Raw genomic sequence first — 13,828 nt, 5'->3', positions numbered from 1 at the left:
GCAGGATAGCTTATCGGTAGCTAACCGTCCCTCCATCCACATGACCAAGCGTTGCACTTATTATCTGAATTCGCGATATGGGAATTTAGCAGTGACATCGATATTACTCTTTTAGAAAAGGCGATAAATCAGGTCCTCACCCAGCACGAAGCCTTACGCACCAGGCTATCGGAAACGGAAAAAGGCATTACACAGAGCTTCCATCACCAGCAGAACATCATTATTAATTACCGGGATTTCTCGCAGGAAGATAATCCCACAGAAAAAGCAAAAGAATACCTCTATTCCGCCTACACAAAACCGTTCTCATTGTATGGCGAATTACTCTGGCGTAGTCACTTTGCCCGTATCAGTGATACGCAGTCATTGTGGCATATTAGCGCCCACCATCTGATGTCAGACGGTACGTCATTTTCCCTGCTCGGTCGTTTAATTATTTCCGCCTATGAACAATTAACTTCCGGTACGATACCTCTGTCTCAAATATCGAACGGTTATTTAGATTTTATCCACCGCGATAACGATTATTTACAGTCTGAACGCTATATCAAAGACCGTGATTTCTGGTTCTCACGTTTTGCCCACACGCCGGCCAGCACGCTGGAACCTGAACGCTTCCTGCCGTATCAATCCAGTGAAACTGCGCCCAGCCGGCAAATCACCCGTACGCTGTCACTGCAGCGTTTTCAGCAAATCGCAGATTACGCCGAAGCCAATGGTGCCAGCGTGATGCACTTTATGCTGGCGCTGGTCGCCTGCCTGCACTACCGGTTGTGGCCATCAGACAGCCTGACGGTGGGTGTCCCGGTGCATAACCGCAGCGGCGCAGCGCATAAGCAGACCATGGGTATGTTCTCCTCGATGATCCCGGTGCTGATTACGCCAGATCCAGATCAACCCTTTGCCGCCCTGTTACAGCAGGTGATTGGTGAACTGCGCCGCTGCTACCGCCATCAGCGCTACCCGATTGCCGAGCTGAACCGCCAGCTGCAACTCAGCCAGCAGGGACGCCGCCAGCTGTATAACATGACGTTTTCCCTGGAGCAGTTCTCCGGTGATAACGAACTGGAGGGGAAACCGGTCAAAGTCACGGCACTGCACCATGGCTATGAGCAGATGCCACTGGCGATTTATCTGCGCAACTACCATGAGCACGATGAGCCGCTGCTGGAATTCAACTTCAACCAGGCGTGGTTTAGCGCAGGTCAGTCGGAACAGACCGTTGCCCGCCTGTATCACTTACTCGAACAGGTACTGCAGGCCGCGGACAGCTGCCCGATTTCCCGGTTGCCAATCCTGCTGCCGACAGAGCAGCAACAGCTGGCTGCGTGGAATAACACCGCAGAGCCATGGGATCTGGCCACCAGCCTGCATCGTCAGGTGGAACAGCAGGTCGAACGCACTCCGCAGGGCATCGCGCTGTGTGACGATAAAGAACAACTGACCTATCGCGAACTGAATCAGCGCGCCAACCAACTCGCCCGCCATTTACAGACCAATGGCATTGCTCCGGAAGACCGTGTGGCGGTGTGTGCCTCACGTAGCAACGAGATGGTTATCGCGCTGCTGGCGATTGTCAAAGCCGGCGCGGCCTAGGTGCCGCTGGACCCGGATCTGCCTGCTGAGCGTCTGCGCTATATGCTCGGCGACAGCGGTGCGGTACAGCTGCTGCTGGACGACAGCGGTGAGCAACTGCTGAGCGCCCTGCCATCCGCCACGATCCCGGCGCTGCATCTGCAACGCGATAACGCACGCTGGCAGAGTGAAAGCGGCGACAACCTCGCGGATGATGGCCGTGATCCGACACACAGCCTGGCGTATGTGCTGTACACCTCCGGCTCCACCGGCAAGCCGAAAGGCGTGATGAACGAACACGGGGCAATCGTCAACCGCCTGTGGTGGATGCAGAAAGCTTATCAGCTGACAGATCAGGATCGCGTACTGCAGAAAACACCGTTCAGCTTTGATGTCTCGGTATGGGAATTCTTCTGGCCGCTGATGACCGGTGCGCAACTGGTGATGGCGAAGCCTGGCGGTCATAAAGATCCCGACTACCTGTGCCAGATGATTGCGCAGCATCGCATCACCACTCTGCACTTTGTCCCGTCCATGCTGCAGCTGTTTTTGCGCTATGGCGCGATGGGTCAGTGCCGCAGCCTGCGTCAAATCTTCTGCAGTGGCGAAGCGCTGCCGCTGGCGGCCGTTCAGCGCTGCCATGAGCAGCTGCCGTGGACAGCATTGCATAACCTGTATGGGCCAACCGAAGCCGCAGTCGATGTCAGCGAGTGGCACTGCCTGCCGGATGATCCACGTCCATTGATCCCGATTGGCCGGCCGATCAGTAATACCCAGCTGCATGTGGTTGATGCTTATATGCAGGCGCTGCCGCCGGGTGTTGCGGGTGAACTGTGCATTGGTGGCGTACAGGTGGCGCGTGGCTATATCAACCGCCCGGAGCTGACTGCCGAACGCTTTATTGCCGATCCGTTCAGTGCCGATCCTGACGCCCGTCTGTACAAAACGGGTGACCTCGCGCGCTGGCTGGATGACGGCAGCATTGAATATCTCGGCCGCAACGACTTCCAGCTGAAGATCCGCGGCCTGCGTATCGAGGCGGGCGAAATTGAGCAGCAGATTTGCCAGTATCCCGGCGTTGAAGATGCCGTGGTGATGGCCTGTGATGACGATCAGGGCGATAAACGCCTGGTGGCCTGGCTGGTCGCGCCAGAGCAGGAAGATCTGATCAGCGGGCTGCGTCGTCATCTGCAAAGTGCACTGCCGGACTACATGGTGCCTGCGGAGCTGATACGCATGAACGCCATGCCGCTGTCGGCGAACGGCAAGCTGGATCGTCGTGCGCTGCCAAAACCGCCTGCACGGGGTGCGGTGCAGATCGATAATAACCAGCCGCTCAGTGCCGACGAACAGCGTCTCGCCGACTGGTGGAAGGAACTGCTGTCAGTGGAACATGTTGGTCGCAATGATGACTTCTTCACCCTGGGCGGGCACTCGATCCATGCTATTCAGCTGATGGTGCGCCTGCGCCGCAAAGGTATCTGGGTCGAGATCAATACGCTGTACGCCCACTCCACCCTTGCCAGTCAGGCGCTGGCGATTCGTAACTATACCGAGGCCCAGAAACACGCGCCTGATGAGGTCGTTAATCCGGTCCAGAAACTGATCGCTCAGCTCAACCATGCTCCGGAAGCGTTCCGCCTGTTGCAGCCGCTGAACAGCTCGGCGGCGAAAGAGCGGGTCTGGATGGTGCATCCGTCGGTGGTCGGCAGCGATATTTATCGCGATCTGGCACAGGCGCTCAGCGACAGACTGAGTGTGATTGGGATAAACAACTACAACCTTTATCACCAGCCACAGATCGCCTCGCTGGAAGGGCTGGCGAGCCACTATCTGCAGGAGATGATGGCCTCTGGCCTGACGCCGGATCAACCAGTACGTCTGCTGGGCTGGTCGCTGGGCGGTAATATCGCGCTGGAGATCGCCTCACAGCTGGAAGGACATGGCTATCGTCATATTCATGTCTGCCTGCTGGATACGGTGTATCAGACCGAATTCCAGTTCAGCGCTCAGGTCGGCACGCTGGGATCGATTCTGCAAATGATTGGCATTGAAGAGGACGCCGCGCAACGCGCGCTGATGGCGGAGCAGACCGATATTCTGCTCGGCCAGCAGCCAGTGAGCACGCCACTGCAGCACACGCGCATCACCCTGTTTAAAGCCATGCAATTCGCCACACCAGGGGAATACGAGTCAGAAGAAGGTCAGAAAATGCTGTCCATGGCAGATAACGGCCTGGCCGCACTGGGCATACCGTTGCAGTTAATGCCAATGGAAGCGAACCACTTCTCGATTATTCACTGCCATCATGAAATTGGCGCAGCGTTACTGAGCACGACTCACAGCAGTGAGTCTGCCGACGTGCCAGAAGTGACACGCATGAAGCGTCGGGCGTAAGTGCATTTCATTTCCGTGTAATACCTCTCAACAGGTGGCGGCAGAACTCTGCTGCCACCTGCTTTCAGACGCTGCGCAAGGTTTGCGGGGCGATCCCAATACAGGTAATATTAAAAACCTGCCTGCAGAACGACGTTCAACTCATTCAAATCTGTGAAATTTGTCGCACACTGCTGGTCGTCTGAGTGACAACCACCGCCGGTGACAGTACCGGTAACCCGCATTGGCCAGGGATAGCGATGAACAGGAAAATGACCATGGAAACCCGGCGCGACGAGCGCATCAACAAACTGGCGCAGGCGTTAAAGCGCACCGACAAGATCCATCTGAAAGATGCCGCGCAGCTGCTGGATGTCTCTGAGATGACCATCCGCCGCGATCTTAGCGATGCGCCTTCCAGCGTGGTGCTGCTCGGTGGCTATATCGTCAGCGATTTGCGCCACAACCATGGTCACTATTTTGTTTCCGATCAGCAGTCGCAGAATGCTGGCAAAAAACAGCAGCTCGGCAAGCTGGCGGCGGCGCTGATTAATGCCGACGACACCGTCTTTTTTGACTGCGGCACCACCATCCCCTATGTGATTGATGCGATTGACGACAACCTGCCGTTTACCGCCATCTGCTGCGCGATGAATACGTTCCTCGCGCTGAAAGAGAAGAGCCAGTGCCATGTGATCCTCAGCGGCGGCGAGTTTCATCCTGACAACGCCATCTTTACCCCGGTCGGCCAGAACCATGTGCTGGATGACCTCTGCCCGGCGCTGGCGTTTATCTCTGCCGCTGGCATTGACGTGGAACAGGGCGCTACCTGCTACAATATCAATGAGTTACAGATGAAGCACCACGCACTGCAGCGCGCCGGACGCAAGATTCTGCTGGCCGACAGCAGCAAGTTTGGCAAGGTATTGCCAGCACGCATCGGCGAGCTGGCGCTGTTTGATACGCTGATCAGCGACAGCGCGCCACCAAAAGCGCTGGCGCAGAAGCTGAAAGCGTCAGATGTGGCGGTGATTAGCGGGTAAGCCCTACGCCCAGCGATGCAAAATCTCTTCGCCATCGCGCAGACGACGAATATTTTCGCAAACCCCCGCCACATTGCCACTGAGCGAAATATCGGTCACGCCGCCAATATGCGGTGTGGCGATCACATTGTGGCGGAAAATCGCATCCTGCGGATCAGGCGGCTCCTGCCAGAACACATCCAGCCCTGCCCCCGCCAGATGACCGCTATCCAGTGCCGCCAGCAGCGCCTGTTTCTCGGTCAAACCACCACGCCCAAGGTTAATCAGGAAACTACCCGCTTTCATCTGCGCCAGCGCCTGCTGATCGATAATATGGTGCGTCTGTGGATTATCCGGCAGGCTGAGAATCACAAAGTCAGACTGCGCCAGCAGTTCGGGTAACTGTGCCAGCGACCCCAGCCAGTCCAGCTGATGCTGTGCGGCGAAAGCCGGATCCGGCTCACGACGCACGCCGATTAAGCGCACACCGAATGCTGCCAGCCGCTTCGTCAACGCTTTGCCAATGCCACCCAGTCCCACCAGACCGACCGTTTTGCCCATCAGCCCCAGTCCTGTTGGCTGTCCGAGCCGCCGCTGCGCAAAGCTCTGTGGCAGTTCCCACGCCTGACGTGCCAGGCCAATCATCATCCAGATGCCAAGTTCCGCCACCGAATCGGCATTGCCAGAGGTGTCCGACGGCACGTTCGCCACGTTGATGCCACGCGCTTCCGCGCTGCGCAAATCAACCCCTTCCAGCCCGGCACCCGCCTGCTGGATCAGCCGCAACCGGTCAGCCGTCTGCAGCAAAGCGGCATCGACTTTCGCCATACCCGGGATCAGCACATCAAATCCCGCCAGGCTGTGCGCGGCGTGTCCGGCGGAAGCGACAAACTCAATATCCGGCAGCTGCTGGCGCAGTTGCTGCACCACGCCACCCCAGGCGTTTTCTTCAGCGGCGATCAGAACTTTCATTGATATCCCTCTGGTTTGAAAAGCAAAAAATCAGCATAGACCCGGACGCGCGCGAAAATCAAACAGTTATCCGGTTAATGCCGCTTAAACGACAGAATAGTCCGGGTATCGGCTGTGATTAAGAACGGAAAACAGCTAAACTTCGTCATCTGAGTGGACAGTATCGTCCCAACCACACCACAGACCATAAGAGGCTCATTCCAACGTGGCTCAATTCGTCTATAGCATGCATCGCGTCGGCAAAGTGGTACCGCCGAAGCGTCATATTCTGAAAAACATCTCCCTGAGCTTTTTCCCGGGCGCGAAGATCGGTGTGCTCGGTCTGAACGGCGCGGGTAAATCCACCCTGCTGCGCATCATGGCCGGTATCGATAAAGATATCGAAGGTGAAGCGCGTCCACAGCCAGGCATTAAAATTGGCTATCTGCCGCAGGAACCACAGCTCAATCTGGAGCATACGGTACGCGAATCGGTGGAAGAAGCGGTTGCCGAAGTGGTCGGCGCGCTGAAGCGTCTTGATGAAGTGTATGCGCTGTATGCCGATCCGGATGCGGATTTTGACAAGCTGGCGGCAGAACAGGGCAAGCTGGAAGAGATTATTCAGGCGCACGACGGCCATAACCTGAACACTCAGCTGGAGCGCGCTGCCGATGCACTGCGCCTGCCGGACTGGGATGCGAAAATCGCCAACCTTTCCGGTGGTGAGCGTCGCCGCGTGGCGATTTGCCGTCTGCTGCTGGAAAAACCAGACATGCTGCTGCTCGATGAACCAACCAACCACCTGGATGCTGAATCGGTGGCCTGGCTGGAACGCTTCCTGCACGACTTCGAAGGTACTGTGGTGGCGATTACCCACGACCGTTACTTCCTCGATAACGTCGCCGGCTGGATTCTGGAGCTGGACCGTGGTGAAGGTATTCCGTGGGAAGGTAACTACTCCTCCTGGCTGGAGCAGAAAGATGAGCGTCTGGCGCAGGAAGCTTCTCAGGAAGCGGCGCGTCGTAAGTCGATTGAGAAAGAGCTGGAGTGGGTACGTCAGGGCGCGAAAGGCCGTCAGTCCAAAGGTAAAGCCCGTCTGGCGCGCTTTGAAGAGCTGAACAGCACTGAATACCAGAAACGTAACGAAACCAACGAACTGTTTATTCCACCGGGGCCACGCCTTGGCGACAAAGTGGTGGAAGTGAACAACCTGAGCAAGTCCTATGGCGATCGCGTACTGATCGACGGCCTGAGCTTCTCGATCCCGAAAGGGGCGATTGTTGGGATCATCGGCCCGAACGGCGCGGGTAAATCGACCCTGTTCCGTATGCTGTCTGGTCAGGAACAGCCGAACGGCGGCAGCATCGAGCTGGGCGAAACCGTGAAGCTGGCCTCTGTTGATCAGTTCCGTGATTCAATGGACAACAGCAAAACCGTCTGGGAAGAAGTGTCCGGCGGTCAGGACATCATGCGTATCGGTAACACCGAGATGCCAAGCCGTGCCTATGTGGGCCGCTTTAACTTTAAAGGCGTCGACCAGGGCAAACGCGTCGGAGAGCTGTCCGGTGGTGAACGTGGCCGTCTGCACCTCGCCAAACTGCTGCAGGTTGGCGGTAACATGCTGCTGCTCGATGAACCGACCAACGACCTGGATATCGAAACCCTGCGTGCGCTGGAAAACGCCCTGCTGGAGTTCCCGGGCTGTGCGCTGGTGATCTCGCATGACCGCTGGTTCCTTGACCGTATCGCCACTCACATTCTGGATTACCAGGATGAAGGCAAGGTGGAGTTCTTCGAAGGTAACTTTACCGAATACGAAGAGTACAAGAAGCGTACCCTCGGCGCCGATGCGCTGGAGCCAAAACGCATCAAGTACAAGCGTATGATCAAGTAACAAAAAAGGAGCCGAAAGGCTCCTTTTTTTATGGCCGGTAAAAACCGTCACACATGACGGCGGCCACGGCTCCAGTAGGCCATAAAGCTGATGGTGTCTTTCGCCAGATCGCGTTCACCAATCAGATAACGGCGCAGATGCTTCACGGAGGTCGATTCTGCCGCTACCCAGCCGTGGAAGCGGTTGTCACTTTCCGCACGATCCCACAGCAGTTCATCCTCCGCTTCTTCCTGCACTTCCTGGCAGCAGGTCACGGCATAGTCCGGCAATTGCACATGCTGTTTGACTGCCTGCAGCAGCGCTTCACCATAACTCGCGCCTGCCGCGTCACGCGGCAACCAGTGCACTTCGGCAAAGGTATAGTGGCTGAAATCGAGGCAGTCGCCCTGCTTCGGCACTTCAAGGAAAACTTGCAGCTGCGGCGGATTATCACGCTGCGCCAGCTGTTCCAGAATTCCTTTCGCCGCAGGCAGTGCGGTTTCATCAGCAATCACCAGCGCACGTTCCGCCTGCGGGTGCGGGTTCCACTCATAGCCGCCACTGTCCTCAACGTGGTCACGGTTTGGTGCCACGATTTGCAGCACATCCCCCGGTTGCGATCCGACCGCCCAGGCGGACGCCGGACCTTCGGTGCCGTGCATCACAAACTCGACTTCCATTTCGCCAGCTTCTGCATTGACGCGGCGAATGGTGTAGGTACGAACAATCGGCCGTTCAGCCTCAGGAATGGATTTGGTCTGTTCCCACCAGGAACCTTCCGGCGTCAGCGCCGACGGCGTGCCGTTGAGTGACGGGAAAAGCAGTTTAATGCGCTGGTCCGGTGCGTCCATTTTCATATGACGCACGTCTTCTCCGCTGAACACGCAGCACAGCATGGAGGGAGAGAGTACCTGCTTACGCGCCAGCACTACGTTGAATAAGCGATAACTCTGCACAGCTGCCATAAAACCGCCTTAAATCTTGTCGGGAACACTTCAGTGGGGGACAAGAATAGCAAAGCGAAATGATAATGAGAATGTTTATTAAATCCGTACTCTTTTCGGGTTTTTACCCTTCCGGAGGCCTTCCTGCGCGCGGAATAACAGGTTACTGATAGAACTCGTGAAATACGGGCGAATTGAGCGCATGCTCGATAAAACTCGCCAGCGCAGGTGAATTGAGTTTGCGGCCAGGATAAACCAGCCACAGTTCATTGCCCTCCACTTCCCACTCTGGCAACACCTGCACCAGCGCCTGTTGCTGGATCAGTTCATGAGTTAAAAAACGTGGCAGCAGCGTAATACCCGCGCCCTGCAACGCACACTCACGCGCATAGATCAGGTTATCGGTGGTATGGGTTGGCGGCAGCAGCCAGCTGTGCCACTCTTCGCCTCGTCTCAGCAGCCATTCTCCCCAGGCACGATGGGCGATGCAGCTGTGCTCCACCAGCTGCTGTGGATGCAGGATCGCGGTGTGGTGCGCCAGATAGTCTGGCGAGGCGACCAGCAGACGCTGGCAATAACCGACACGGCGGCCAATCAGCGAAGAGTCCTGCGGTTTACCAGTACGCAGTGCAATATCAAAACCTTCCTGCACCAGGTCGCGAAGATCATCGGAGATCTCCACTTCCAGCGTCACATCGGGATACTGACGCTGAAACTCAGCGTTACAGCGCGCCAGCAGTGTTGCGCCAATGCCCGCCGGGCTGGTGATACGCAGGCGACCGCTGGGATTCTCACGCAGGCGTTCAATCACCTGCCCGGCACGCTCGCTGGCCTGCAGTATCTCCTGGCAATGGATCAGATAACGCTCACCAGCAAAGGTCAGATTCAGCTGACGGGTGGTGCGATTCAGTAAGCGCAGGCCCAGCGCCTGCTCCAGCTGACGCTCGACTTCGGTAATCCAGCGCGGCTGGCGGCGGCGGTAAAGCTGCCACTTTCAGCGACCAGTGCAAACAGCGCCATATCCTGCAATTGCTTAAACATGATTGTTCACCCTTCACGAACACTCTGTCATTGATTGTCCATCTTATCACTCCAGTCAGCGGCTTCTACAATGATGTCAGTTAATTCAGGAGAACCATGATGAACAACAAAGCGATTGCCATTGATCCACAAAATCCCGGCCAGTTTATTGAGATCCAGCCCGAACAGCCGACGCCGGGTGACTACGATCTGCTGGTGGAAGTGAAAGCCGCCTCGGTCAATCCGGTCGATACCAAAGTGCATAAAGGCGCGCAGAAGAATGGACTACAGGCACCACGTATTCTCGGCTGGGATGCCAGTGCTGTGGTGCTGGCAACCGGCAGCAAAGTCACTGGCTTCAAAGCGGGTGACGAGGTGTATTACGCCGGGGATATCACTCGTCCGGGCAGCAACAGCACCCTGCAACTGATTGATGCGCGCATTACCGGCCATAAACCCAAAAGCCTCGACTGGGCTGCCGCTGCAGCTATCCCGCTGACCGCACTGACGGCATGGGAAGGCCTGTTTGAACGCCTGAACATTCAGGATGCCGCAGAAGGCAAAACCCTGCTGATAATCGGCGGCGCAGGCGGTGTCGGTTCGCTGGCGATTCCGTTTGCCCGGCTGCACAGCAAGGTGAAAGTGATTGCCACGGCATCACGTCCGGACTCAGTGCAATGGTGCCTCGATCGCGGCGCCGACCTGACGGTGAACTATAAAAATATGGTGGCAGAACTGGAGCTGCAGGGTATTAAACAGGTGGACTATATTTTCTGCCTGAATGATACCGACGGCCACTGGCAGACGATGGCACAACTGATTGCGCCGCAGGGGCATATCTGTACCATCGTGGAAAATGAAGGGCCGCTGGATATGAGCCAGCTGAAGATGAAAAGCGCTGCGCTGCATTTTGAGTTTATGTATACCCGCAGCATGTTTACCACACCGGATATTGCCCGTCAGGGTGAGATCCTGAATGAAGTGGCTGCCTTGCTGGATGAAGGGAAAATTCGCACCACGCTGAATGAGACGCTGCAGGGGCTGAGTGTGGCAACCCTCACTGCCGCTCACCAGCGGGTGCTGGAAGGTCATATGCGCGGTAAAGTGGTGATTACGTACTGATTAACCCTTTCAGGCGACACGAACATTACCATCCGCACGAAACAGGAACAGCAACGAAGAAACCTAAAGCGAAGGGAACACAGTCAGCGGAGGAAAGCGTCCCGCGCCATGGACGGCGCGGGCCGAGCCGTCAGGGATGACGCGCTTTGCGTCTTTCCGGAGCTGACCGTGTTCCCTGAGCAGCCCACAAAACCAAAAGCGATACCTCTGAGCAGCGCACAAAACTAAAAGCGATCCCCGGTGCATACACGGTGTCGCAGCTATCGAACCTGAGGCTCTCCATCAGAGAATCCGTTGATCAGCGATCCCCCAGCATCTCCCGCACCAGCTCCACACAGCGCAGAAAACGGTTGTCGTAATCGTCCTCTTTAACATGCACCCACGGAATTTCATTCTCTTTCAGCAGATTCACCAGCAGCGCCTGAAACTCCCGGCGATCCACTGAACTGCCCAGGCTGCGTAAACCATCTGCCACCCAGGGCACATTGTTTTCCAGCAGGATCACCAGGTCGAAGCGGTACTCATCAATCAGCGCCTGTACAAAGGGGTGTTCGCGCCCTTCGTACTTCATGCAAAACGCCTGAGTCGTGACAAAATCGGTATCGATAAACGCCACTTTATTGGCGTACTTCACTGCGAAATCAATATACTGCGCCTGCCCCAGCGCGATCTTGTCGTAGTCCGAATACTGCAACGCAATCTCATCACCACCAAGGTGGGAAAAGACATAATCACGGCCAAATTCCCAGGCACTGGTGGTATTAAAGATATTCGCCAGCTTATTCACCAGCGTGGATTTGCCACTGGATTCGCCGCCAAGGATCGCTACCGTGCGCACAAAGAACGGTTTCACTTCCGTCGGAATATAATCCCAGTAGCGGAACGGATCCTGGCGGATCTGCTCGCCGCTGATATTCATAAACGAGCGCTGTGGGTCCAGCAGCACGGTTTCAATCCCGAGATGTGTCGAATATTGCGGCGCATCCTGCTCTTCACTGGTATAGACGCGGTTTGGCTCAATGCCCTTCTGCGTCATAAATTCTGTGATGCCTTTACTCCAGACATCCCAGCCGTGCGGATACGGCTCCATACCCTCTTCGTTAAAGGCATGAATACGGATGTTTTTCTGGTATTTAAAGGTTTGCAGCAGCCAGCGCAGGCGATCCCCTACCGTCGGCTGTTGCGACATGGCGCTGTTTTCGAACAGCATGCGATCGCGGGGTTCGTCGTACCCCATAATAATATGCAGCTCATCCACCTGACTGCAGGCGCGCTGGATCAGATAAATATGGCCGGTATGCAACGGATAGAATTTACCAAACACCACCCCCACGGTTTTCTCACGGCGCGGGAATTCCAGCGCCAGAAAACGGTGCAGGGCTTCCAGTTTCTGCGCGCTTGGGCTTTTGATTTTGGCATTCAGCAACTGGCTGAGATACCCCTTGGTCATGCCGCTGGCATCCGCCACCTGTTGCAGAGTATGGCCCTGCTGGCGAATCGCCGTTTTCAGATACTCATATGACGACATGCACTGCCTCCTGCGGTGGGAAAATTAAAAATCATCCAGAATCGCCAGCGCGTCAGCCAGCTTTTTCACGCCAAACACCTGCATGTTCTCCGGCATTTTTTTCGGCACATTCGCCGCAGGCACAATCGCACGGCGGAAGCCATGTTTGGCCGCTTCCGAAATGCGCTCCTGGCCGCTGGGCACCGGGCGGATCTCCCCCGCCAGACCCACTTCGCCAAATACCACTAAGTCCTGCGGCAGCGGACGATCGCGCAGGCTGGAGACCATCGACAGCAGTAAAGCGAGGTCGGCACTGGTTTCCGTCACCTTCACGCCACCAACCACGTTAACAAACACATCCTGATCGGCCATCTGCAAGCCGCCATGACGGTGCAGTACCGCCAGCAGGATCGCCAGACGGTTTTGCTCCAGTCCCACCGCCACACGACGCGGATTGCCCATCATCGAGTGATCAACCAGCGCCTGAATCTCCACCAGCAGCGGACGCGTACCTTCCCACAGCACCATCACGGAGCTGCCGGAGGTAATCTCGTCACCGCGCGACAGGAAAATTGCCGAAGGATTGCTTACCTCACGCAGTCCCTGCTCCGTCATCGCAAAGACGCCCAGCTCATTCACCGCACCAAAGCGGTTCTTATGGCTGCGCAGCGTGCGGTAGCGGGAATCGGCATCGCCATCCAGCAGTACCGAACAGTCGATACAGTGCTCAAGCACTTTCGGCCCGGCCAGTGAGCCGTCTTTCGTAACATGGCCGACCATCACAATCGCAACACCGCGCGTCTTGGCAAAACGCGTCAGATAAGCGGCGGTTTCGCGCACCTGCGCCACGCTGCCGGGCGATGACTGGATATCCGCCATATGCATCACCTGGATCGAGTCGATCACCATCAGCTTCGGCTGCTCCTGCTCGGCGATCAGGCAGATCTGCTCGATACTGGTTTCCGACAGCATATTCAGGTTTTCGGTCGGCAGGCCGAGACGGTGGGCGCGCATTGCCACCTGCTGCAGTGACTCTTCACCGGTGACATACAGGGTTTTCATCCCTTCGGAGAGTTTGCACAGCGTTTGCAGTAACAGGGTACTTTTCCCCGCGCCCGGGTTGCCGCCAATCAGAATGGCGCTGCCCGGCACCACACCGCCACCGAGTACACGGTCGAACTCTTTAAAACCGGTGGTAAAACGTGGCAGGGCTTCAAGGCTGATTTCGGAAAGTTTTTGCACCCGACTGGTGCCCGCCGCCCCGGCGTAACCGGACAGGCGTTCATTGCGGGCAGCGGCGGGTGACGCGGCCAGCCGCACTTCGGTGATGGTGTTCCAGGCGTGGCAGGCGCTGCATTGCCCCTGCCAGCGCGGATAGTCTGCGCCACACTCGTTACAAACGAAGGCGCGTTTTACCGCTTTTGCCAAATTAGCTCCT

At 56.6% G+C, this 13,828-nt stretch carries 8 protein-coding genes and 2 pseudogenes; 5 read left to right on the top strand and 5 right to left on the bottom strand.

The genetic code is table 11. The features are described from left to right. Positions 1-51: 51 nt before the first annotated feature. From ACSZO1_RS12385 to deoR, 3 genes and pseudogenes are all read left to right on the top strand, one after another. Positions 52-2,832 (top strand): annotated as a pseudogene (locus ACSZO1_RS12385) (non-ribosomal peptide synthetase); the annotation flags it as partial. Continuing rightward, positions 2,812-3,972: a thioesterase domain-containing protein gene (locus tag ACSZO1_RS12380; RefSeq protein WP_437612945.1), complete on the top strand. Its 1,161-nt coding sequence runs from the start codon at positions 2,812-2,814 to the stop codon at positions 3,970-3,972. The pseudogene ACSZO1_RS12385 and the gene ACSZO1_RS12380, both read left to right, overlap by 21 nt. Positions 3,973-4,229: 257 nt before the next feature. Further along, on the top strand, positions 4,230-4,994 hold the full coding sequence (gene deoR, locus ACSZO1_RS12375; protein WP_437612943.1) for a DNA-binding transcriptional repressor DeoR: 765 nt from the start codon (positions 4,230-4,232) through the stop codon (positions 4,992-4,994). A gap of 3 nt (positions 4,995-4,997) precedes the next feature. Here deoR and ACSZO1_RS12370 read toward each other — a convergent pair whose 3' ends face one another. Then, positions 4,998-5,945: a 2-hydroxyacid dehydrogenase gene (locus ACSZO1_RS12370; RefSeq protein WP_437612939.1), complete on the bottom strand. Its 948-nt coding sequence runs from the start codon at positions 5,943-5,945 to the stop codon at positions 4,998-5,000. A 205-nt stretch (positions 5,946-6,150) separates the two neighbouring features. Between ACSZO1_RS12370 and ettA the strand changes: the two genes are divergently transcribed. Continuing rightward, positions 6,151-7,818: an energy-dependent translational throttle protein EttA gene (gene ettA / locus ACSZO1_RS12365; protein ID WP_437612937.1), complete on the top strand. Its 1,668-nt coding sequence runs from the start codon at positions 6,151-6,153 to the stop codon at positions 7,816-7,818. 47 nt (positions 7,819-7,865) lie between these two features. Here the strand turns inward: ettA and ACSZO1_RS12360 are convergent, their stop codons facing one another. Both ACSZO1_RS12360 and ACSZO1_RS12355 read right to left on the bottom strand, forming a co-directional pair. After that, positions 7,866-8,762, bottom strand: coding sequence for a siderophore-interacting protein (locus tag ACSZO1_RS12360; RefSeq protein ID WP_437612935.1), 897 nt, complete (start codon positions 8,760-8,762; stop codon positions 7,866-7,868). 142 nt (positions 8,763-8,904) lie between these two features. Continuing rightward, positions 8,905-9,782, bottom strand: a pseudogene (locus ACSZO1_RS12355) (LysR family transcriptional regulator). A gap of 99 nt (positions 9,783-9,881) precedes the next feature. Here ACSZO1_RS12355 and ACSZO1_RS12350 point away from each other — a divergent pair. Then, positions 9,882-10,883, top strand: coding sequence for a zinc-binding alcohol dehydrogenase family protein (locus ACSZO1_RS12350; protein WP_437612941.1), 1,002 nt, complete (start codon positions 9,882-9,884; stop codon positions 10,881-10,883). 298 nt (positions 10,884-11,181) lie between these two features. On the opposite strand, the gene nadR is transcribed toward ACSZO1_RS12350, so the two are convergent. Further along, positions 11,182-12,411 carry a multifunctional transcriptional regulator/nicotinamide-nucleotide adenylyltransferase/ribosylnicotinamide kinase NadR gene (nadR, locus tag ACSZO1_RS12345; RefSeq protein ID WP_437612933.1) on the bottom strand — a complete coding sequence of 410 codons (1,230 nt, stop codon included), beginning with the start codon at positions 12,409-12,411 and terminating at the stop codon, positions 11,182-11,184. Between the two features lie 24 nt (positions 12,412-12,435). Further along, positions 12,436-13,818 (bottom strand): DNA repair protein RadA, encoded by a 1,383-nt coding sequence (gene radA / locus ACSZO1_RS12340; RefSeq protein ID WP_437612931.1) that lies wholly within the window; start codon positions 13,816-13,818, stop codon positions 12,436-12,438. Positions 13,819-13,828: the final 10 nt, after the last annotated feature.

Source organism: Erwinia sp. V71, from assembly GCF_965644245.1.
Lineage (GTDB): Bacteria > Pseudomonadota > Gammaproteobacteria > Enterobacterales > Enterobacteriaceae > Erwinia.
This window is presented reverse-complemented; position numbering and strand designations above follow the sequence as displayed.

Coding starts and splice junctions, on each gene's coding strand:
- ACSZO1_RS12350 (WP_437612941.1), top strand. CDS start 9,882: ATGAACAACAAAGCGATTGCCATTGATCCACAAAATCCCGGCCAGTTT.
- deoR (WP_437612943.1), top strand. CDS start 4,230: ATGGAAACCCGGCGCGACGAGCGCATCAACAAACTGGCGCAGGCGTTA.
- ACSZO1_RS12380 (WP_437612945.1), top strand. CDS start 2,812: ATGAACGCCATGCCGCTGTCGGCGAACGGCAAGCTGGATCGTCGTGCG.
- ACSZO1_RS12370 (WP_437612939.1), bottom strand. CDS start 5,945: ATGAAAGTTCTGATCGCCGCTGAAGAAAACGCCTGGGGTGGCGTGGTG.
- ACSZO1_RS12360 (WP_437612935.1), bottom strand. CDS start 8,762: ATGGCAGCTGTGCAGAGTTATCGCTTATTCAACGTAGTGCTGGCGCGT.
- nadR (WP_437612933.1), bottom strand. CDS start 12,411: ATGTCGTCATATGAGTATCTGAAAACGGCGATTCGCCAGCAGGGCCAT.